Below are 19,021 nucleotides of genomic sequence, written 5' to 3' on the forward strand. Positions count from 1 at the left end.
TAAATCTAACTCTGTTTTGAACCCTATCAACACAATCCCATTCTTGCAAGATAAGTCTATGATAACATATCCCCAAAAAAGAGTAGCTAAATTCATTGAAGTTCAGCGTTTTTCAGTAGATAGCTGATTAGAGGCATCCCCTCAGGTGCAATGGCTCTCCCAACCGCACCCCAGGCGTATGGTAAACCCATCCTCCCTGTACGCAAAATTTCCACGCTGCTCCGACATTTCTATCAACGAAGGCAGGCAGCTATGGATTATGCTAGAGCAAGCTTCGGGAGAAAATACTTTTGGGCAAAAGGGTTTATGGAATCATTTTTGTCTGCATGGGATGTCTGGTCACGGCAACATTGCCTTGCCATTTGCAGTACCTTTGTGCCGCTGCTGTTGGGGCTGACCGGGGTTTCGGTGTTGGCGCTGTGGTTTCCTGTCCAACGTCGCTATCTGGCGGTGCCGGCGGGTTTGGCCGGGGGCTGTGGGGGGGTGTTGTGCCTGCATGTTTTGTCCTGGTTGCATGTGGGGGTGGTGCAGCCGGCGACGTTTATCCTGGCGGGGCTCAGCCTTTTGTGTGGGTTGGTCAATGGCGGGGTGGTCTGGCGGGGGCGTACCCGCGCGACCTAGGAAATGTGCTGGCGCAATTGTTCCAGGGCGGCATCCCGCTGGGCACGGATGTGACTGGCTGCGGGTTGGAGGGCAAGAGCGCGTTCAAAGCTGGCAAGGGCTTCGGCGTAGCGCTGGTGGTGGGTGAGGGCTAACCCCAGGTGATACCAGGCTTCCCAAGCGTCGGGTTGCCGGTCGCTGGCTTGTTGGTAGTAAGCAAGCGCTTTTTCCCATTGCCCCAACTGTTGCCAGACTTGCCCCAACAGCAGACAATCCGCGCCGGTCAAGGCACTTCCGTCCTGCTGCGCCCAAGCCACCAGGGTCTGATACAGGTCGGGGGGCAATTCGCTGCGGGGGTCGCTCAGCCATTGGCGCAAGCGGGAGAGCACACGCGGTAGGTCAGGGGGCGCAGGGGATACCCGTTCGGTGGCGTCCTGGAGGCTGTGCAGGCGTTTTTGCCATTCCTGTTCCAGGGCTTGGCGGCTTTCGGCCTGGAGGGCGGCCAGGGTAAGGCGGTAGTGGGTCAACTGTTGGTTAATCAGTTCGGCGATGGCCGTTTCCGCCTGAGTAGCAATTTGTTGGTGCACCCGTTTGCTGGCGGTTTCCACCAGGTGCCAAACAATACAGCGCCGCAAACCCCACAACCCCAAACCGACGGCAATAGGCCACAGGATCAGCACCAACAGCAACAGGTTGAGGAGTATGGTGGTGGAACGAAAAGCGCGGTCCACTTCCGTCTGCACCACTTCCTGCCAAGGCCGGGGCGCCGCTTCCCAAAAACCCCGACTCGGTTCCGCGCGGTTCCCGCCGCCCCCTCCCCCTTGGGCCCAAGCCGGTGTCACCACCAGCACCATACCCAACCACAGCCAAAGCCACTGGCGCATAGGGAAATCCCGTTTTCTTCATCTTAACCTTGGGTGCAAGCCGGCCGAGAGAGGGATTAAAATGCGAGATAACCTTGCCTGTGGTGCCGCATGTCCCCTTGTCCTGTGCCGACCGAACAACAACCCCTGCACGAATATCAGGCGTTGCGGGATTCCTGGTTTTATCGCTGGCCGACCTTGGAAGGGTGGGCCTACGGGTGGCGGTTGGGAGGGGTAGCTGGCCTGGGGGCGCTGATTGCCCTACCGGTAGCCGCGGCGAGTTTTGACCCCCAGACACAACCGCTGGCGTTTATCCTGGCGGCGGTCGCGGGCACGGGTGTGTTGCCGGGATGGTTATTGCTGCATTTGTACTTGGGCTGGCGCTATGTGCGACAACGGCTAGCCAGTCGGGTGATTGTCTATGAAGAATCGGGCTGGTATGATGGGCGCACCTGGGAAAAACCCCCGACGGTGTTGTTGCAGGAGCAGTTGGTGAGCGCCTATCAAGTGGAACCCCTGTTGCAGCGATTGCGCCGCAGTTTGGTGGGTTTGGGAATGCTGTACGCGGCGGTGGGCGTCCTGGGGTGGCTGTGTCTTTAGCCCGTGGCAAACGGACCCAAGCCGAACCCCTGACCGTGCGCCTGTTGCGGGAGGGGATTGTCGAGTCTTTGCATGAGGTCCATGCGGCCTTGTGTGACGAACGGGGGCGGTTGATGGCGGTGGCGGGGGATGGAGAAACGACTACCTTTGCCCGCAGCAGTCTCAAACCGTTTCAGGCCTTGGCGGTGGTGACGACCGGGACGTTGGAGCAATTTCGGCTGGGCGAACGGGATTTGGCGGTCATTTGTAGCTCGCACCGGGGGCAAATTCAGGCCACCCGTCAGGTCTTTCATATTCTTTGGCAGGCGGACATTGACCCCAGCGAGTTGCAGTGTCCGATTCCCCCTGGGCAACGCAGTCCCCTCGCGCACGGCTGTTCCGGGAAACACGCGGGGATGTTGGCCGTGTGTGCCAGGTACGGTTGGCCGCGGAGTACCTATGTACAGCGACAGCACCCGGTGCAGGAGTTAATTTTGCGCCAGGTGGGGGAATTGTTGGGCGTGCCGGGGGCAGAATTTATTGCCGTGCATGACGATTGTGGCGCGCCCACCTATTTATTGCAGTTGCATCAGTTGGCTGCCCTGTATGGCCGGATGGCTGCCGGTCAACACCTGGGACTGGCCCAAATCACCCGCGCCATGACCCAGCAGGCGGATTTGGTGGCAGAGCCGGGGCATTTTGATACGGAACTCATGCGGCTCACCCAGGGCGCCCTCGTCAGCAAGGCAGGCGCGGAAGGGGTGCAATGCCTGGCCAATCTGGAAACGGGGATGGGGCTGGCGATTCGCGTGTTGGATGGCGCCAAACGGGCAAAATACGCAACCGCCGTGCATTTGCTCCACCAACTGGGCTGGATTACCCCGGCGGTACAGGAACGGTTGGCAGAACAGTTTATGCAATTGGGCGCCTACCTGCGGTTGGAAGTCCAGGGGGAATTGTCCCTGCTGTAGGGAGGTTGTCATGACCGGAGGGTTCAGGCTATGATCAAAATCTACACCGCGGGGTAGAGCAGTCTGGTAGCTCGTTGGGCTCATAACCCAAAGGTCACTGGTTCAAATCCAGTCCCCGCAATCACCCTAGGTCTGACGGCAATTTTCGGCGAGAAATTCGCTGAACTTTTTTGTTGTGAAACAGGTACAGGCTTTGGTCGTTGAGAAATTCAGAGAGGGCAATTGAGGCTTGACGTGCAAAAGAACCGATTTCTTGTGCCCAAATTCATTGCCCTAATTAACAGCTTCTAAAAATCCAACTATAGCTAGGTAGGTTAAGGTTGTCGCCTTAAGATTCATGGCTACGCCGGGAAACCAATGTGGGGTTACACCCGGCGGCCTATATCATGTCAACCTTTGTATGCTTAGCTATAACGGATTGGAGGCAGCATGAAATTATAGTCATTTCAAACAAGTTTGCAACATTCGCCTTTACCTGCAAACCCTGTCCTGGAAGGGGATACAGCCATGACCAGTGCCTCAAAGTGTTGCATTTTCTTGTGAAACGACTATAAAGGGTACAGCAGCAACGCTAAGCAAACCGCTAGTGCGATCTCTAGCAGGGGTGAAGGGTGAGTAAAACATTACGCAAATGCCCATAAGATAGGGCTTGGCGAGAATGAACGACCGAGTACTTACAGAGCCTATCGTCGGAAATGGCATCCATTCCCCTGGCATGGCCCTAATCGTAATAAAATTGTAATAATATAAAATAATAAATAGCACTACCCAGCGAAAGGAGCAATGGCTTGGGGGGTATTTCCAATCGAGATACTCCTTAGCTCACTTGGTCGCGATGGCCTTGCCGCCAACCAGGGATGAGTTACTGCTGGGCGCCGGGCGATAAGGCTTGCAGTTGAGCAATCCCAACCCGCTGGCAAAAGTCCCCAAACCGTTCGCCTGCGTACCGCTCCTGTTTGTAAAATGTAAAGATGGGTTTGAGCGCCGGGGCTAATTCGGGAAGAGATATTTTTTCCCAGAGAACCTGCGCCAGCCGGTCGCCGTTGGGACTGGCCCCCACCCACACCTGGTACTGGCCGGGCAACACCCCCACCAACCCCAATTCCGCCAGATAGGGACGGGCACAGCCGTTGGGACAGCCGGTCATACGCAGCACCAACGGGGTTTCCCCCAGCCCCACCTCCCGCCACACCTGTTCTACGGTTTGCACCACCTCCGGTAAAACCCGCTCCGATTCGGTAATCGCCAGGCCACAGGTGGGCAGGGCCGGACAGGCCAGCGCCAACCGGGTCAAGGGGGACAACTCCTCCGGCAAGGGCACCCCATGCGCTCGCAAAATGGCGTTGATCTCAGCACGCCAGGCGGGGTCAACATCCATCAGGATCAGGTCTTGCGTAGGACACAGTTGGATAGGCAGGGCAAATTGCTGGTTAATCACCCGCAGCGCCGTTTTCAGGCGGACATCCCCCATATCCCGAATCCGCCCGCTGGGAATCGACAGCCCCAAAAACAACTTGCCGTCCCCCTGGGGTTGCCAGCCCAGGTAGTTGTAGCCTGCGGGAAAAGGAGGAATTTTGTGCCAGGGTTGCAGCTTCAGCCCGGCATATTCCTGAACGACCTGCCGGAATTTGCGGATGCCCCAGTTGTGAACCAAATACTTCATCCGCGCCTGCTTGCGGTCATGCCGGTTGCCGTGGTCCCGCTGTACCGCCAAAATCGCCTGAATGACCGTTTCAATGTGCGCCGCCGGGACAAACCCCAACGGTTGCCCCAACAAGGGAAAGGTTTCTTCCTTGTTGTGCGTACGCCCCATGCCGCCCCCCACCAGGATATTGAACCCCCGCAGACCGCCTTTGGCATCCGTGACCACAATCAGACCGATGTCCTGGGAATAAATATCCACCGAGTTGTCATCCGGGACCGTAATGGCGCATTTGAATTTGCGGGGTAGGTATTGCGTGCCGTATAGGGGTTCTACAGGGTCGTCCAAATGGATTTTGGGCAAAGGCGTCAAGGCCGGTAACGCCGGAATGTCCACTTCCTGGTCGTCAATCCACAACTCGTAGTAACTGCGGGTGCGCGGGAGCAGCAAATCCGATAACCGCCGGGCGTACTCCTGGGCATAACGATAACTGGGACGGTGGCGAAACGGGGCAGGCGGCGCCATCACATTGCGGTTGATGTCCCCACAGGTGGCCAAGGTCGTCCCCATACTCTGCACAATCGCCCGGATCACCTGCTGCACATCCCCCTTGTGGACCCCGTGCATTTGAAACGTCTGGCGCGTGGTCACCCGCAGCGTGCCGTTGCCGTACTCCTCTGCCAAAGCATCCAGGGTGCGGTACAACAGGGCAGGGACATGACCCCCCGGTTGCCGGGTGCGCAACATCAACGAAAAATCCCGCTCCCGCCCCTGTTGCCGCAATTCCTGACGCTTGTCCCGGTCGTCCTGCTGGTAGGAACCGTGAAACTTCAAAATCTGCACCGCCGCCTCGCTGAAATGGGTCGTCGGCTGCTGGATTTCGCTGGCTAAAGGCTCCCGTAGATAATGGCTGTCCCGCTTGATGGCCTCCACCCGGGAAAGACGTACATCGGCAGCAGAAACATCGCTCATTTTGTCGCTAATTCCGGTCGGGTTTTGCTGGTTTCTTCCAGTGTAGCATGTTTTCGCCGGTCAGACTCTTAAAGGAAGTTAAATGAATCCGGTTGTGCTCTCGGAAACACCCTATGGTGAGAAAGCAAATATTCCCACGGAGACGGTGATGTTCCCCGAATTGGTCCAAAAAATCCAAGCCCTGGATGTAGCGGCGTTGAACCGGGAATTTGAGCAGGCGACGCCCCGGGACATTTTGGCGTGGGCGACCCAGACCTTGCCGGAGGGGTTGGTGCAGGCCAGCGCGTTTAACGTGGACGACATGGTGATTACCGACCTGCTATACCGCGACCTGAAGCCCCGCCATCCCGTGCCGGTGTTGTTCCTGGACACCCTGCACCATTTCCCGGAAACCCTGGAGTTGGTGGCGCGCAGCACCCAGCACTACGACCTGAACCTGAAAATTTACCGGATTACCACGGTAGATTCGCGGGAGGCCTTTGCCCAGCGCTACGGGGAAAAGCTCTGGGAAACGGACCTAGAGCAGTTCCACTACCTGACCAAAATCGAACCCCTGCAGCGGGGCCTGGCGGAGTTGGGGACAGTAGCCTGGATCACAGGACGTCGGCGGGACCAAGCCCACACCCGCGCCGATATGCCGATTTTGGAATGGGACAAACACCAACGGCTGAAAATCAATCCCCTGGCCAACTGGACCCGCGCCCAAAGCTGGGAGTACGTGATGGCCCACCAGGTGCCCTACAACCCCCTGCACGACCGGGGCTACCCCAGCATCGGCGATGAACCCCTGACAACACCGGTTGCCGAGGGCGAGGACGAACGGGCAGGCCGCTGGCGGGGCACCGGCAAAACCGAATGCGGCATCCACCTCGAATAACGCCGACTGTTATACTGAGGTTATCCTTGTCTTAACGTTTACTTAACCGCAAACGGGTCTATGGCAGTTTCGGACGCCGGTGGGCAGGACACCTTAGGGGCGTGGTTGCATCAGCAATTGGCGCAGGCGTACCATCGCTGGGACAAGCAGGAGGCGGGGGTGCGCCGGGGGGAGGACCCGGAGGCCATTCACCAGATGCGGGTGGCGATGCGGCGGCTGCGGGCGCTGATGGCCGGATTTGCCCAGGTGTTGGACCTGCCGCGGGCAACGCGCAAGGTGGGGGTGCTCAGCCGGGTGTTGGGGCAGGCGCGGGATCGGGATGTGATGCTTGCCCGGTTGGAGCAGGACTATTTGCCCCAGTTGCCCCCAGCAGAACAGGCATCGTTGCGGGATTGGCTGCGGGGATTGCGGCGGCAACGGCAGGAGATGCAGCGGGAATTACTGGCGTTGCTGGCTTCGGCGACCTACCAACGGGTGAAGGAGGCCTGGGCCAAATGGCTGGACCACCCGCGCTGGCACCGTTGGGGCGATGAACCGCTGCTGGCAACCCTCCCCCATGTACTGGTAGGAACCTGGGCCGAATTGGCGCTCCATCCGGGCTGGCAGGTGACCACCCCAGAGGCGGACCCGGAGTTACTCCACGACCTACGCAAAGCCATCAAACGCACCCGCTACCAGTGGGAATTGGCGCAGCGCACCCAGGACCTAGGGTTGGCGACCCAGGTGGCAGCTCTACGGGAGGGCCAGGAAGTGCTGGGGCAGTTGCAAGACGGGTTTGTGCTGGCCACCCAATTAGGGGATGCCTGTCCGACCCTCCGCCAGCGGCTGAGCCAGGAACGCGCCCAGACCTGGGCCATCTGGGAAAACCTCCGCTCCCAGTTACACAGCAGCACCACCCATCAGCAGGTCTATGCCACCCTGGGCAGGGTTTTGGCCCAGACCCCACCCCTTACTCCGGCGGACGGAACCGTTCATCCCGCTGCAATTCGGTCTGGATGATCTGTTCCAAGCGGCTGTCGCTCACGCCCAGCGCCCGCGCCAGCTCCAGGAGCATGGTGTTTTCTTCGAGCAAGACATACCCATCGGCCAGGGCCATCCGCACCGCCAACTGGATGGCCAATTCGGCCTGGTGGGTCCCAGCCAAGGCGCGACAGGCCGCACCGCCTAGGGCAGCCATCCCCTCTTGGGCGAAAACCTGCAGGGCTTTGTGGGTCGCCGCTGCAGCCGTGGCCTGCGGAACTCCCTGCTGCCTGAGAAAGGCCACCAATTGTTCCTCCTCTGCCGGCGCGGTATCCTCATCCGCCGTCATCATCAAAACCCCCACCGCCGCAATCCCTTCCCAGAGGCTGAGGGTGGCCTGCGCAGGCGTGGTGGGGTCAAACAGCGGCTTGGTCGTCACGGCGCGATAACCGGCAGCAGGTCGGTTAACTCCACTATTAACTTCACTATATAAGGAGAACTCATGTCATAGCCGTCGAGAACCGCCACATTCATTTACAGCGGCGGGAGCACCCAGCGTTGCACCCAGCGGGTCAGGGCAAATAGCCCCAGCGACACCCCCAACAACACCAGGGCAATCACCGTCGCCGCCGGGTAATTAAACTCCTCCAACTGTTGATACACATAGACCGTCGCCGCCAACGTCCGGTAGGGAATGTTGCCCGAAATCAGCACAATCACCCCAAATTCCCCAATGCCCCGCGCCAGCGCCAGCGTAAACCCGGTGACCACCGCAGGCACCACAGGCGGCAGGATCACCCGCCAAAAACACTGCCAAACCCCCGCCCCCAGGGTATAGGCCGCCTCCTCCACCTCCGGTTCCAACTCCAGCAACACCGGCTGCACCGTCCGCACCACAAACGGCAACGTCACAAACACCTGTGCCAGCACCACCGCCTCCACCGAAGCCGTGAACTTCCAGGGCAATATCTGCCCCAACACCCCCCCCGTCCCGTACAAAGTCGCCAGGGTAATCGCCGCCACCACCGAAGGCATGGCAAAAGGCACATCCACCAGCGCATCCAACAGCCGCCGTCCCGGAAAGCGGTAGCGCACCAGCACCCAGGCCAGGATAAACCCCAACACCGTATTTACAACCGCCGCCGTCAACGCCGTCCCAAAGGTCAGCCGGTAGGCCGCCAGGGCCATGGGGGCCGTAATCAACGCCCAAACCTGCGACCAGGGATACTGCAACCCGGTAACCACCAGCGCCCCCAACGGCAACAGCAACAAAAAGCCCAGGTAGGCGCCCATCACCCCAACCAACCAGGGAGAACGCCGCATCACCGCCCCTGCGCCGCCAACCGCTGGGCCTGGTCAAACAACGCCCCATCGGTAAACAACAGCGCGTTCACCTTCCCCCAACCGCCAAAATCGCTAATTTTATAAATCCGTTGCACCAGTTGGAACCGCCGGGCAAACCGCTGGCGCACCTTGGGGTCAAAGGGACGATACCCCATCTCGGCATAAATCTCCTGCCCCCGGGGACTAAACAAAAACCGGGTAAAGGCTTCCGCCACCGTGCGCGTCCCCCGCCTGTCCACCGTCTGGTCAATCACCGTCACCGGAAAATCCACCTGGATATTGGGCGAAGGCGCCACGTAGGGATAATCCTGGGGCAGGGATTCATTCAAAAACAACACCTCATTTTCAAAATTGATCATCACATCCCCAATGCGGTTTTTGACAAACTTATCCGTGGCATCCCGCCCTGAACTGGCCAGCACCTTCGTATTGGCCACCAACCGTTGCAAATACTCCTGCGCCTTGGCTTCCCCAAAGCTGCGCTGCATCGCCCCAAACCCGGCCATAATTCCCCAGCGGGCATTCCCTGCCGTTTTCGGGTTGATCAGCACCACCTCCACATCAGGGCGGGTCAAATCGCTCCAGGTGCGGATGTTTTTCGGGTTGCCAGGGCGGGTCACCAAGACCATCACACTGGTTGCCGGAATCGCCTGGTTGGGTAACCGCTTTTGCCAATCTGCCCGCACAAACCCCTTGGCCACCAGCGGGTCAATGTTGCTCTGGATATTTTGCGCCAGAATATCTGCCGCCAACCCGCCCAAAATCGCCCGCGTCTGCGCCCCCGAAGCCCCATAGGACTCCTTAAAAGTCACCCGTTGGCCGGTACGGGCCTGCCACTGCTTTTGAAACTCCGGGATCAACTTGGCAAACACCGGTTTCGCCACCGCATAACCTACCAACGTCAATTCCGTCGCCCGCTGCGCCCGCGCCAACCAACCAGGCAAAACGGCCATCGCCGCCCCGGTCACCATCGCTACCAAACCCCATGCTCTGCCGCGCATCATCAAACCTCAAAATCCGATAGGAATAGGGGTGATTGTAGCATGGCGGGGCAGGTAGTGGATAATGGGGGCATGATTTGGCTGGTGGTTGGGATTAATTTGGGGATCAGTTGGGGGTGTTGGCGGTTGGTGGGCATCCTCATCGGTTTGCGGCGGACGTTGGTGGGGGTCACCCGTGCCATTGAGGGAGCCGACCGGGCCACGCATAACCTCTTGGCCGGAGCACCGGCGGCGATTTTGCTGGGGCAGACCGGCACCAGGGCAGTGCGGCGGCACATCCCCGCTTTAACCCGGTATCTCCGTCGGGTACAGCAGGTGCTTACGGTGGCCCTGTGGTTGCACCGGCAGTTGCAGCGATTTCAATCCAAAACCAGCGGCAGTCGGCCCGCGTAGCGGATACCTGTGGGGTCCACGTGAAACTGGCAGGGCAATACCTCCACCCCGGCGGCCACCGCCTGGCGCAACAACCGGCCATACTCCGGGTCTGCCGCATCCCCAGGCGCAAAGTGGGTGCAGTCCCCCCGACCAATGAAATAGACGATCACTGCCTGCGACTCCGGCACCAGGCGCATCAGTTCCCGCAGGTGTTTTTGCCCCCGCACCGTGACCGCATCGGGAAACAGGGCCACCTTGCCCTGCACCCAGGTCGTATTCTTCACCTCGATATAAATGGGGCGCGTCCCCCCGGTCAAGCAAAAATCAATCCGGCTCCCTTCCATGCCGTAGGTCACCTCCTGGTGAACCTGTTGGTAGTCCTGCACCTCCGGCAGACCGTGGGCAGTCAACAATTCCCGCAACACCGGGTTAGGGCGGCCGGTATTGATATTGACCCAGGTGGGGGTGGTGTCTTCCACGTGGATCAACTCCCAGGTGTAGGCCAATTTGCGTTTGGGGTCAGGGTGGTACGAAACCCGCACCGGACGACCGGGAACCGCCACCCCCGTCATCGGCCCGGTATTGGCGCAATGGGCCGTGATCACCTCCCCCGTATCCAAAAGAATATCGGCGAAAAAGCGTTTGTACCGTTTTTGTAATGTACCTGCGTGCAGGGGCGGGTAGGTGTAAAGCAGCATGGTTGTCCCCCTACCGAAGTTGGCATTGGTCTAGGTGAACCGCCATTTGGGGAACATGGCAACAGGTGATCAGTTTCCTTGCCAACGGCAATCGTATCACAAAAGCGGCGCGAATCTTCGGCATCAATCGAGTAAGCGAGATGGAGCGCACCAGAGTTGTAAGAAGGCAGAGGAAATCGAGACTGCCAGCCTGAATCAAGCTGTGGAGAAGTACCCCGATAAGACGCTGAAGCCAAGAGCGCAAGAGTTTGGGGTGGTGCCCAGCCCACTATCTTCTCAATTGCAACGGCGAAATATCACGAGAAAAAACAGCTTCGGTATCCAGAAAGAAACCATGCAGAGAGAATACAGTCTGATTGATGGTTGGGCAAAACGGGGAAAAGCGTCGGCATAAACAAGGATTTCATGGCACCCATGCGATGTGACGGCAGTTTCGATGCGGTGACGTTTGCGCGATGGTTAGCGGTGCATTCATGACCAGCATGGACAAGCCTATCAGTACTCATTTGGGACAATGCACCGATTCATCGTCAGCAACGCAGGCGAGAATGAGTAGAAGCGGCGGGGCATATCGTAATTTCTGGAAGCAGCCATCTCGGCCTAGGCCCTGTCCCTTGGCGTAAACTAAGGAACGGTCGCGAACTCCTTAAGTGATTCCCTAACCCTTCTCGTCTGCGAAATCTCCAACTACCTCCCCCCAGTTATCACAAACCTGTAAATTTCTCTCACAGAAGGCAACATTCTCACAAATGATTAAAAATTATGATGGTTCCTATCACCTTTAGCAATAGAGGTACCCAAACCCAGGGGGATTTGCCGACCAAAGCCGCCTGCACCGGCATTTCTCCTGCCGCAAATGGGATAAATTTCTTCACAAATGGCAACAAATAATTTTTGGTTATGACTTCTATAAAACCTTTCGAAGTGATCTCGGTCAATCTTCGTGATAGCGTGAAATTAAACCCGTCTTAGTCCTTGTTTCTCCCCAGGCTGCAAGGGAGAAAGGTTTTGATTGGGTCGGTAGATAACTGTTTGCGAAGGAGTTAGGGAATATGGCCCCACGAACCCAAACCCAGGTCGGCTTTCAGGCCGGGGTGAAAGATTATCGCCTCACTTATTACACGCCGGATTACACGCCGAAGGATACGGATTTGTTGGCCTGTTTTCGGGTGACGCCCCAGCCGGGGGTGCCGCCGGAGGAAGCGGGTGCCGCGGTGGCAGCGGAGTCTTCCACCGGTACGTGGACGACCGTGTGGACGGACAATTTGACCGATTTGGAACGCTACAAAGGCCGGTGTTATGACATTGAGCCGGTGCCGGGCGAAGAAAACCAGTACTTCTGTTTTGTGGCCTATCCCTTGGATTTGTTTGAAGAGGGGTCGGTGACCAATATGCTCACGTCCATCGTGGGGAATGTGTTTGGGTTCAAAGCCCTCAAAGCCCTGCGGTTGGAGGATATCCGGGTACCGGTGGCCTATTTGAAGACGTTCCAAGGCCCGCCGCACGGGATTGTGGTGGAGCGGGACAAGTTGAATAAGTACGGGCGGCCGCTGCTGGGTTGTACGATCAAGCCGAAGCTGGGCCTGTCGGCGAAAAACTACGGGCGGGCGGTGTACGAGTGCCTGCGGGGGGGGTTGGATTTCACCAAAGATGACGAAAATATCAACTCCCAACCGTTTATGCGCTGGCGGGACCGGTTCCTGTTTGTGCAGGAGGCCATTAGCAAGGCGCAGGCGGAAACCGGGGAAATCAAGGGCCACTACATGAACGTGACCGCCCCCACCTGCGAGGAAATGCTCAAGCGGGCGCAGTTTGCGGCGGATTTGAAAACCCCGATCATCATGCACGACTACCTGACCGGCGGGTTTACGGCCAATACCACGCTGGCGAAGTTCTGCCGGGATAAAGGGTTGCTGTTGCATATCCACCGGGCGATGCACGCGGTGATTGACCGGCAGAAAAACCACGGGATTCACTTCCGGGTGTTGGCCAAGTGTCTGCGGATGTCCGGGGGCGACCACCTGCACGCGGGGACCGTGGTGGGCAAGCTGGAAGGCGACCGCGCCATCACCATGGGTTTTGTGGACCTGATGCGGGAGGACTACGTGGAGGCAGACCGCTCGCGGGGGATTTTCTTTACCCAGGATTGGGCCTCCATGCCCGGGGTGATGCCGGTGGCTTCCGGTGGTATTCACGTCTGGCACATGCCGGCGCTGGTGGAGATTTTCGGCGACGACGCGGTGCTGCAATTTGGCGGCGGGACCCTGGGTCACCCCTGGGGGAATGCACCGGGGGCGACGGCCAACCGGGTGGCGCTGGAAGCCTGCATCCAAGCCCGCAACGAAGGCCGGGATTTGGCGCGCGAGGGCAACCAAATCATCCGGGAGGCTGCCAAGTGGTCGCCGGAACTGGCGGCTGCCTGCGAACTCTGGAAGGAAGTGAAATTTGAATTCCAGGCGGTGGACACCCTGTAGAGACGGTGCATGGGGAACGGGCAGACCGCCAAGGTTTGTACCGGTTCCCCTGTTTGGCTATGGATTACCCTCACATTGCCCGCCAAACCAGTCGCGTCCTGAGCAGTTATCTCACCTATCAGGCCGTGCGGGTGGTGGTGGCGCAGCTTTCCCAGACCAACCCCCCCTTGGCCATCTGGCTGAATGCCTTTTCAGCCACGGAGAAGATTCAGGACGGGGAACGGTACCTGGAGGAGTTGTTGCGCGAACGGCAGGAGTTGGCGTGGCGGGTGATGACGGTGCGGGAGCATCTGGCGGAAAACATTCTGGATGTTTTGCCGGAAATGGTGCGCACCGAAATTCGTCAGGCCAACATCCAACAGCGCAAACGCCACCTGGAGCGCCTTACCCAGTTGGCACCCGATGAATCGGCCACCTGGCCGGAACTGGAATCCTAAAGCGCACATGGCGCAAATTCGTTTTGCACATTACGGAGGCTAAACCATGAAAACCTTACCCAAACAGCGGCGCTACGAAACCCTTTCTTATTTGCCCCCGCTGACGGATGCCCAAATTACCAAGCAGATTCAGTACATTTTGGACAAGGGCTATATCCCGGCGGTGGAGTTTAATGAAACCTCGTCGGCAGAGGAACATTACTGGACGATGTGGAAATTGCCCCTGTTTGGCGCCACGTCCACCCAGGAAGTGTTGAACGAGGTGCAAGCCTGCCGCTACGAATACCCGGATGCCTATATCAAGGTGGTGGCCTTTGACAATATCAAACAGTGCCAGATGATTAGTTTCATCGTGCACAAGCCGGGCAAGGTGTAAGCCACCCCCACAGCGAAAGCGTCACCATCGGAGTCGCGCTGCTCCGGTGGTTTTCGGGTCTAGTGCCACTGGGCCAACAGGGTATAAACGCCGAAGGTAATTAAAATGACGCCGCTTACGGGGGGAAACCAGCGGGAAAGAGGACGCAAGCGCAACCAGTGCCGCACGGTAGCGGTAAAGGTGCCAGCCACCCACACCGGTAAGGTGTAGCCCAGGGTGTAGGCCAGCAACAGCCCAAACCCCAAAACCACGTTGCCGGTCGTGGCGACCCAGGCCAGCAAGGTGGCTAAAACGGGGGTGCTACAGGGGGATGACCCCAACCCAAAGGTGACCCCTAGCCCATAGGCGCGCCAGCCGCCCGAGCGCGCAGGGGTTTCTGATGGCAGCGCCCACACCGGCAGCGGGAGCACTTCCAGCAGCACCAACCCCATCCCAATCGCGACCACGGCTGCCACCAGGGACAAACCGCTGCCCCATTGGCCATAGACCCGCCCCAGCAAGGCCGCGCCCATGCCCAACCCGGTCAAGGTGGTGGCCAATCCCAACGTAAACCAACCGGCTTGCCGCCAATCCCCCTCCTGTTCGGCCCCCAAACAGGCCACCGTCACGGGCAGGAGAGACAGAATGCAGGGGTTCAAACTGGTGACCACCCCTGCCCCCCACACCAACCCCACACTCACCGGCGTTAAATGCTGGAGTTCTTGGGTGACCCAGTGAGCCGCCCCCTGCTCCCAAACGTACAGGACGTGGGCGAAATCAACCATGGCGGTTATCCTTGCGGCTAGGCGCAATCTACACAAATTGTAACAAGGAGGGGTGGGGGGAGGCGGTGGTATGATCCACCTGAAGTTCTTGGAGGAGGCGCATGGGTTTACAGAAGGCGGCCCCGGCGTTGGTGGTGCTGGCCGATGGTACGGCGTTGCGGGGGTATCAGTACGGGGCCAAGGGAACGGCGGTGGGGGAGGTGGTGTTCAATACGGGCATGACGGGGTATCAGGAGGTGTTGACCGACCCCAGTTATTGCGGGCAGATTGTCCTGTTTACCTACCCGGAGTTGGGGAATACGGGGGTCAACGCCGAGGATGTGGAATCGGAGCGGGTGCAGGTGCAGGGGGTCATTGTCCGGCATGGCTGCGAAACCCCCAGCAGTTGGCGGGCGCAGGAGTCCTTGGCGGCCTATTTGGAGCGCTGGCGGGTCGTAGGCATTACCGGCGTGGATACCCGGTTGCTGACCCGGCGGTTGCGGGAACAGGGGGCCATGAATGGGGCCATTTCCACGGAAATTCTCGACCCCCAGGAGCTGTGGGAACGGGTGGCCCAGGCGCCCCCTATGACCGGGTTGAATTTGGTGCCTCAGGTGAGTACCTCCCAGGTGTACGAATGGACGACCCCTACGGCAGCCGCCTGGGAGTTTGCCCCGGTATCTCCCCCGGCAGAACCCCTGTTGGTGGTGGCGATTGATTTTGGCATTAAGCGCAACATTCTGCGGCGGCTGGCCAGTTACGGCTGTCGGGTGGTGGTGGTGCCGGCGACCACGCCAGCCGCGACCATTTTGGCCTACGACCCGGACGGCATTTTTCTCTCCAACGGGCCAGGGGACCCGGCGGCGGTCACCGAAGGCATTGCGACGGTGCGCGCGTTAATTGCCAGTGGGCGACCCCTGTTTGGCATTTGCTTGGGACACCAAATTCTGGGGTTGGCAATGGGCGGCCAGACCTTCAAGCTCAAATTTGGGCATCACGGCTTGAATCATCCGGTGGGGGTGGGCCATCAGGTCGCCATCAGCAGTCAAAACCATGGCTTTGCCCTGGACCAAAACACCCTGGCACCGGAGCTGCAACTTACCGCTTGGAATCTCAATGACCACACGGTTGCCGGCTTGCGCCATCGGGACTTGCCGATTTTTTCGGTGCAGTACCACCCGGAGGCCAGCCCCGGCCCCCACGATGCGGACGATTGCTTTGCCCGCTTTGTGGAACAGATGCAGGCGTACCGGCAGCGGCGACGCCAGGCAGCCGGTTTAGCCCCAACGGCAGACAACCGCCCCCAAGGTTAACCCAGCGCCAAACCCTGCCAACACCAGGGTATGCCCCGGCTGAATCCGCCCGTCCCGCACCGCCTCATCCAGCATCACCGGGATCGAAGCCGCCGAGGTATTGCCATAATGCGCCACATTACTCAACATCCGCTGGGGAGACACGGCCAACTTTTCCGCCACCGCATCCAAAATCCGTTGGTTGGCCTGGTGCAGGATAAAGTGGTCCACCTGGTCGCTGGCTAAACCCGCCCGGAACAGGGCTTTTTCGATCACCTCCGGCACCCGCTTGACCGCAAACTTGTACACCTCCTGGCCGTTCATCCACACCGGTTGGTAGGTGCCCGTATGCACCACCAATTCATCAATCAACGGCTGCGGTTGCCCCTGGTATTCCAGCGTGAGACAGGCGTTTTGGCTGCCGTCATTTTGCAATTCAAACCCCAACAGATGGTCCTGGGCGCTCGGCTGGAGCACCACCGCCCCCGCCCCATCCCCAAACAAAATACAGGTGCGCCGGTCCTGCCAGTCCACCCAGCGCGAGAGGACATCGGCGCCGATGACCAAGGTGGTGCCGTAGGTGCCGGTGCGGACAAACTGCGCCGCCGTCACTACCCCAAACACAAACCCGGAACAGGCCGCCGTCAGGTCGAACGCCACCGCCCGTTTCGCCCCCAACCGGTCCTGCACCAGGCTGGCCGAACCAAACAGGTCATCCGGGGTCGAAGTCGCCAGGACAATCAATTCCACCTCCAAAGGGGTCAATCCGGCTGCCGCCAAGGCTGCCTGGGCTGCCTGTACGGCCAAATCCGTCACCCCCTGCCCGGCAGCCACCAGATGGCGGGTGCGAATCCCCGTGCGGGTGACAATCCACTCATCGCTGGTGTCCACCAACCGGCTCAACTGGTGGTTATCCAACACAGAGGACACCACCGCCCGCCCTGTGGCCACCCAACGCACGCCCGGCACTGCTATCGACCTTCCCGCTGGGTCAGGGCGCCCACTTTCGCTTCCAAGCGCTGCACCACCCGCTGCTCCACCGCCTCCGCCGCGACCCGAATGGCATTAAACACCGACGGGGCCTGGGAACTCCCGTGACCAATCACACACACCCCTGCCACCCCCAACAGCAACGCACCCCCATGCTCCGCCTCATCCAACCGTTGTTTTACCCGCCGCAGATTCTCCCGCAACAGCGGCACCCCCAGTTGCCCCCGCCAGCCCCGCGGCAGTTCATCCCGCAACAGTTGCACAATCACCCGGCCAAACCCTTCGGCAAACTTCAGCAAAATGTTGCCCACAAACCCATCGCACACCACCACATCGTAAGCCCCGGAAATCACATCCCGCCCCTCCGCATTGCCAACAAATTCAATCTCTGGATTTTGTGCCAACAACTGGTAGGCCCGCACCGCCACATCGTTGCCCTTGCACGGTTCCTCCCCGATATTGAGCAACCCCACCTTGGGCGAGGGAACCCCCAGCACACATTGGCTGTAAATCGAACCCATCAGGGCAAACTGGTTCAAAAACTTCGGGCGGCAATCCACATTCGCCCCCACATCCAACAGCAATACCGACTTATCCGGCAACAAGGTGGGCAACAACACCCCAATCGCCGGGCGGTCAATCCCCGGCAGACGCCCCAACCGCAACAAAGCTGCCGCCATCGCCGCCCCCGTATGGCCCGCCGAATAGACCCCATCCGCCTGCCCGTCCCGCACCAAATTCATCGCCACCGTAATCGAGGCATCCGGTTTGCGGCGCAGAGCCGTCAGGGGTTCTTCTGCCATTGTCACCACTTCGCGCGCCGGTACCAGCGTCAGCCGATGCTGGTGCGCTGCCAACAGCGGTTCTATCCGCTCCAGGTCACCCACCAAAAGAATATCCGCTTCCAATTCCGCCTGAGCGCGCAGGGCACCCGTCACGATTTCTTCCGGGGCGTAGTCGCCACCCATCGCATCCACCGCAATCCGGGGCCGTCGTACCGCCATGCTGTTATCAAAAGCACATCGGTTAAGCATTTTATCAGAATTCCGGCACCCGCACCCTCACCAGACCCGCACCTGGGGTTGGCCGTTGACGACTTCTCCCACCAACACCCGCCCTGCTAGCCCCACAAACAGGCCGTTTTCCAGCACCCCCGGAATATTATTAATCTGCGCTTCCAAAGCCGCCGGGTCAGGAATCGCCGCAAAGGTCACATCCACCACCATATTCCCCTGGTCGGTGATCACCGGCCCGTCTTTTTTCACCGCCATCCGCAACTCCGGTTGCCCGCCAAGCCGTGCCAAAGCCCGCATCACCGGCACCACTGCCATCGGCAACACCTCCACCGGCACAGGAAACGTACTCCCTAAGCGCTCCACCAATTTCGACGCATCCACCACCACCACAAATTCCTGCGCCAGGCTGTCCACGATTTTTTCGCGGGTGTGGGCCGCCCCGCCCCCCTTAATCAAATTCTTCTGCGGGTCCACCTCATCGGCCCCGTCAATCGCCAAATCCACCGTTGCCACCTCATCCAACGTCGTGAGGGGAATGCCCGCTTGGCGCGCCAGCACCGCCGCCTGAAAGGACGTGGGAATTCCCCGCACCTCCTGCAGTTCCCCCCGCCGGAGGCGCTCTCCCAACGCCTGGATCATAAACGCCGCCGTGGAACCGGTGCCCAGCCCCACCACCATACCCGATTGCACCAACTGCGCCGCCTGCTGCCCAACCGCCTGTTTCGCCTGCGTGACCAACTCCGGGGATGCCATCGTCAACCCTCCCTCCCTATCCCCAAGGTACCCCAAAAACAGCCCCCAAAACGCAACG

21 protein-coding genes and 1 tRNA gene are annotated in these 19,021 nt (G+C 59.5%); 12 read left to right on the forward strand and 10 right to left on the reverse strand.

What is annotated here, in order from left to right; all coding sequences use genetic code 11:
- Nucleotides 1-318 precede the first annotated feature (318 nt).
- Nucleotides 319-621 carry a hypothetical protein gene (locus tag ACWISF_RS03900; RefSeq protein ID WP_448380282.1) on the forward strand — a complete coding sequence of 101 codons (303 nt, stop codon included), beginning with the start codon at nt 319-321 and terminating at the stop codon, nt 619-621.
- On the opposite strand, the gene ACWISF_RS03905 is transcribed toward ACWISF_RS03900, so the two are convergent.
- Nucleotides 618-1,484 carry a tetratricopeptide repeat protein gene (locus ACWISF_RS03905; protein ID WP_448380283.1) on the reverse strand — a complete coding sequence of 289 codons (867 nt, stop codon included), beginning with the start codon at nt 1,482-1,484 and terminating at the stop codon, nt 618-620. The genes ACWISF_RS03900 and ACWISF_RS03905 overlap by 4 nt on opposite strands.
- A 90-nt stretch (nt 1,485-1,574) precedes the next feature.
- On the opposite strand from ACWISF_RS03905, the gene ACWISF_RS03910 reads away from it, so the two are divergent.
- The 3 genes from ACWISF_RS03910 (at nt 1,575) to ACWISF_RS03920 (ending at nt 3,134) form a co-directional block, all read left to right on the forward strand.
- Nucleotides 1,575-2,063, forward strand: a complete 489-nt coding sequence (locus ACWISF_RS03910) for a CGLD27 family protein (protein WP_448380284.1) — start codon at nt 1,575-1,577, stop codon at nt 2,061-2,063.
- Nucleotides 2,054-3,013: an asparaginase gene (locus ACWISF_RS03915; protein WP_448380285.1), complete on the forward strand. Its 960-nt coding sequence runs from the start codon at nt 2,054-2,056 to the stop codon at nt 3,011-3,013. The genes ACWISF_RS03910 and ACWISF_RS03915 overlap by 10 nt, the downstream gene beginning before the upstream one ends.
- 47 nt (nt 3,014-3,060) lie before the next feature.
- A tRNA-Met gene (locus ACWISF_RS03920) sits at nt 3,061-3,134 on the forward strand.
- Between the two features lie 741 nt (nt 3,135-3,875).
- Here ACWISF_RS03920 and ACWISF_RS03925 read toward each other — a convergent pair.
- Nucleotides 3,876-5,627: an NADPH-dependent assimilatory sulfite reductase hemoprotein subunit gene (locus tag ACWISF_RS03925; protein ID WP_448380286.1), complete on the reverse strand. Its 1,752-nt coding sequence runs from the start codon at nt 5,625-5,627 to the stop codon at nt 3,876-3,878.
- A 148-nt stretch (nt 5,628-5,775) separates the two neighbouring features.
- Here ACWISF_RS03925 and cysH point away from each other — a divergent pair, with 148 nt between their 5' ends.
- Nucleotides 5,776-6,504, forward strand: coding sequence for a phosphoadenosine phosphosulfate reductase (cysH, locus tag ACWISF_RS03930; protein ID WP_448380341.1), 729 nt, complete (start codon nt 5,776-5,778; stop codon nt 6,502-6,504).
- A 60-nt stretch (nt 6,505-6,564) separates the two neighbouring features.
- Nucleotides 6,565-7,503, forward strand: a complete 939-nt coding sequence (locus ACWISF_RS03935; RefSeq protein WP_448380287.1) for a CHAD domain-containing protein — start codon at nt 6,565-6,567, stop codon at nt 7,501-7,503.
- Here ACWISF_RS03935 and ACWISF_RS03940 read toward each other — a convergent pair.
- The 3 genes from ACWISF_RS03940 to ACWISF_RS03950 form a co-directional block, all read right to left on the reverse strand.
- Nucleotides 7,454-7,903 carry a tellurite resistance TerB family protein gene (locus ACWISF_RS03940; protein WP_448380288.1) on the reverse strand — a complete coding sequence of 150 codons (450 nt, stop codon included), beginning with the start codon at nt 7,901-7,903 and terminating at the stop codon, nt 7,454-7,456. The two genes, ACWISF_RS03935 and ACWISF_RS03940, sit on opposite strands and share 50 nt — an antisense overlap.
- Nucleotides 7,904-7,998: 95 nt before the next feature.
- Nucleotides 7,999-8,787 (reverse strand): sulfate ABC transporter permease subunit CysT, encoded by a 789-nt coding sequence (cysT, locus tag ACWISF_RS03945; RefSeq protein ID WP_448380289.1) that lies wholly within the window; start codon nt 8,785-8,787, stop codon nt 7,999-8,001.
- Nucleotides 8,787-9,809 carry a sulfate ABC transporter substrate-binding protein gene (locus ACWISF_RS03950; protein WP_448380290.1) on the reverse strand — a complete coding sequence of 341 codons (1,023 nt, stop codon included), beginning with the start codon at nt 9,807-9,809 and terminating at the stop codon, nt 8,787-8,789. The genes cysT and ACWISF_RS03950 overlap by 1 nt, the downstream gene beginning before the upstream one ends.
- Before the next feature lie 42 nt (nt 9,810-9,851).
- Between ACWISF_RS03950 and ACWISF_RS03955 the strand changes: the two genes are divergently transcribed.
- The gene (locus ACWISF_RS03955) at nt 9,852-10,202 is read left to right on the forward strand and encodes a hypothetical protein (RefSeq protein ID WP_448380291.1); all 351 of its coding nucleotides are present in this window, start codon (nt 9,852-9,854) and stop codon (nt 10,200-10,202) included.
- On the opposite strand, the gene sfsA is transcribed toward ACWISF_RS03955, so the two are convergent.
- Nucleotides 10,169-10,882, reverse strand: a complete 714-nt coding sequence (gene sfsA / locus ACWISF_RS03960) for a DNA/RNA nuclease SfsA (RefSeq protein WP_448380292.1) — start codon at nt 10,880-10,882, stop codon at nt 10,169-10,171. The two genes, ACWISF_RS03955 and sfsA, sit on opposite strands and share 34 nt — an antisense overlap.
- 55 nt (nt 10,883-10,937) lie before the next feature.
- Between sfsA and ACWISF_RS03965 the strand changes: the two genes are divergently transcribed.
- The 4 genes from ACWISF_RS03965 to ACWISF_RS03980 all read left to right on the forward strand — a co-directional run bounded on the left by ACWISF_RS03965 (nt 10,938) and on the right by ACWISF_RS03980 (nt 14,169).
- Nucleotides 10,938-11,276 carry an IS630 transposase-related protein gene (locus ACWISF_RS03965; protein WP_448380293.1) on the forward strand — a complete coding sequence of 113 codons (339 nt, stop codon included), beginning with the start codon at nt 10,938-10,940 and terminating at the stop codon, nt 11,274-11,276.
- Between the two features lie 658 nt (nt 11,277-11,934).
- Nucleotides 11,935-13,356, forward strand: a complete 1,422-nt coding sequence (locus tag ACWISF_RS03970) for a form I ribulose bisphosphate carboxylase large subunit (RefSeq protein WP_448380294.1) — start codon at nt 11,935-11,937, stop codon at nt 13,354-13,356.
- Between the two features lie 59 nt (nt 13,357-13,415).
- Nucleotides 13,416-13,793 carry a RuBisCO chaperone RbcX gene (gene rcbX, locus ACWISF_RS03975; RefSeq protein ID WP_448380295.1) on the forward strand — a complete coding sequence of 126 codons (378 nt, stop codon included), beginning with the start codon at nt 13,416-13,418 and terminating at the stop codon, nt 13,791-13,793.
- 46 nt (nt 13,794-13,839) lie between these two features.
- The gene (locus tag ACWISF_RS03980) at nt 13,840-14,169 is read left to right on the forward strand and encodes a ribulose bisphosphate carboxylase small subunit (RefSeq protein ID WP_448380296.1); all 330 of its coding nucleotides are present in this window, start codon (nt 13,840-13,842) and stop codon (nt 14,167-14,169) included.
- A 59-nt stretch (nt 14,170-14,228) separates the two neighbouring features.
- Here the strand turns inward: ACWISF_RS03980 and ACWISF_RS03985 are convergent, their stop codons facing one another.
- Nucleotides 14,229-14,933 carry an urease accessory protein UreH domain-containing protein gene (locus tag ACWISF_RS03985; protein ID WP_448380297.1) on the reverse strand — a complete coding sequence of 235 codons (705 nt, stop codon included), beginning with the start codon at nt 14,931-14,933 and terminating at the stop codon, nt 14,229-14,231.
- A gap of 101 nt (nt 14,934-15,034) precedes the next feature.
- Between ACWISF_RS03985 and carA the strand changes: the two genes are divergently transcribed.
- Nucleotides 15,035-16,225 (forward strand): glutamine-hydrolyzing carbamoyl-phosphate synthase small subunit, encoded by a 1,191-nt coding sequence (gene carA / locus ACWISF_RS03990; protein ID WP_448380298.1) that lies wholly within the window; start codon nt 15,035-15,037, stop codon nt 16,223-16,225.
- Here carA and ACWISF_RS03995 read toward each other — a convergent pair.
- Genes ACWISF_RS03995 through rpiA form a run of 3 tightly spaced genes read right to left on the reverse strand, consistent with a single transcriptional unit; the run spans nt 16,190 to nt 18,963 of the window.
- Complete coding sequence (locus ACWISF_RS03995) at nt 16,190-17,179, reverse strand: beta-ketoacyl-ACP synthase III (RefSeq protein ID WP_448380342.1); 990 nt, start codon at nt 17,177-17,179, stop codon at nt 16,190-16,192. The genes carA and ACWISF_RS03995 overlap by 36 nt on opposite strands.
- The gene (gene plsX / locus ACWISF_RS04000) at nt 17,176-18,198 is read right to left on the reverse strand and encodes a phosphate acyltransferase PlsX (RefSeq protein WP_448380299.1); all 1,023 of its coding nucleotides are present in this window, start codon (nt 18,196-18,198) and stop codon (nt 17,176-17,178) included. The genes ACWISF_RS03995 and plsX overlap by 4 nt, the downstream gene beginning before the upstream one ends.
- 57 nt (nt 18,199-18,255) lie before the next feature.
- Complete coding sequence (rpiA, locus tag ACWISF_RS04005) at nt 18,256-18,963, reverse strand: ribose-5-phosphate isomerase RpiA (protein WP_448380300.1); 708 nt, start codon at nt 18,961-18,963, stop codon at nt 18,256-18,258.
- Between the last annotated feature and the right edge of the window lie 58 nt (nt 18,964-19,021).

Source organism: Gloeomargarita sp. (assembly GCF_053491055.1).

Excerpts from the sequence above, each read along its gene's own strand:
- ACWISF_RS03905 (WP_448380283.1), bottom strand. The coding sequence starts at position 1,484 with ATGCGCCAGTGGCTTTGGCTGTGGTTGGGTATGGTGCTGGTGGTGACA.
- ACWISF_RS03910 (WP_448380284.1), top strand. The coding sequence starts at position 1,575 with ATGTCCCCTTGTCCTGTGCCGACCGAACAACAACCCCTGCACGAATAT.
- ACWISF_RS03925 (WP_448380286.1), bottom strand. The coding sequence starts at position 5,627 with ATGAGCGATGTTTCTGCTGCCGATGTACGTCTTTCCCGGGTGGAGGCC.
- cysH (WP_448380341.1), top strand. The coding sequence starts at position 5,776 with ATGTTCCCCGAATTGGTCCAAAAAATCCAAGCCCTGGATGTAGCGGCG.
- ACWISF_RS03935 (WP_448380287.1), top strand. The coding sequence starts at position 6,565 with ATGGCAGTTTCGGACGCCGGTGGGCAGGACACCTTAGGGGCGTGGTTG.
- cysT (WP_448380289.1), bottom strand. The coding sequence starts at position 8,787 with ATGCGGCGTTCTCCCTGGTTGGTTGGGGTGATGGGCGCCTACCTGGGC.
- ACWISF_RS03950 (WP_448380290.1), bottom strand. The coding sequence starts at position 9,809 with ATGCGCGGCAGAGCATGGGGTTTGGTAGCGATGGTGACCGGGGCGGCG.
- ACWISF_RS03955 (WP_448380291.1), top strand. The coding sequence starts at position 9,852 with ATGGCGGGGCAGGTAGTGGATAATGGGGGCATGATTTGGCTGGTGGTT.
- sfsA (WP_448380292.1), bottom strand. The coding sequence starts at position 10,882 with ATGCTGCTTTACACCTACCCGCCCCTGCACGCAGGTACATTACAAAAA.
- ACWISF_RS03965 (WP_448380293.1), top strand. The coding sequence starts at position 10,938 with ATGGCAACAGGTGATCAGTTTCCTTGCCAACGGCAATCGTATCACAAA.
- ACWISF_RS03970 (WP_448380294.1), top strand. The coding sequence starts at position 11,935 with ATGGCCCCACGAACCCAAACCCAGGTCGGCTTTCAGGCCGGGGTGAAA.
- rcbX (WP_448380295.1), top strand. The coding sequence starts at position 13,416 with ATGGATTACCCTCACATTGCCCGCCAAACCAGTCGCGTCCTGAGCAGT.
- ACWISF_RS03980 (WP_448380296.1), top strand. The coding sequence starts at position 13,840 with ATGAAAACCTTACCCAAACAGCGGCGCTACGAAACCCTTTCTTATTTG.
- ACWISF_RS03985 (WP_448380297.1), bottom strand. The coding sequence starts at position 14,933 with ATGGTTGATTTCGCCCACGTCCTGTACGTTTGGGAGCAGGGGGCGGCT.
- carA (WP_448380298.1), top strand. The coding sequence starts at position 15,035 with ATGGGTTTACAGAAGGCGGCCCCGGCGTTGGTGGTGCTGGCCGATGGT.
- plsX (WP_448380299.1), bottom strand. The coding sequence starts at position 18,198 with ATGGCGGTACGACGGCCCCGGATTGCGGTGGATGCGATGGGTGGCGAC.
- rpiA (WP_448380300.1), bottom strand. The coding sequence starts at position 18,963 with ATGGCATCCCCGGAGTTGGTCACGCAGGCGAAACAGGCGGTTGGGCAG.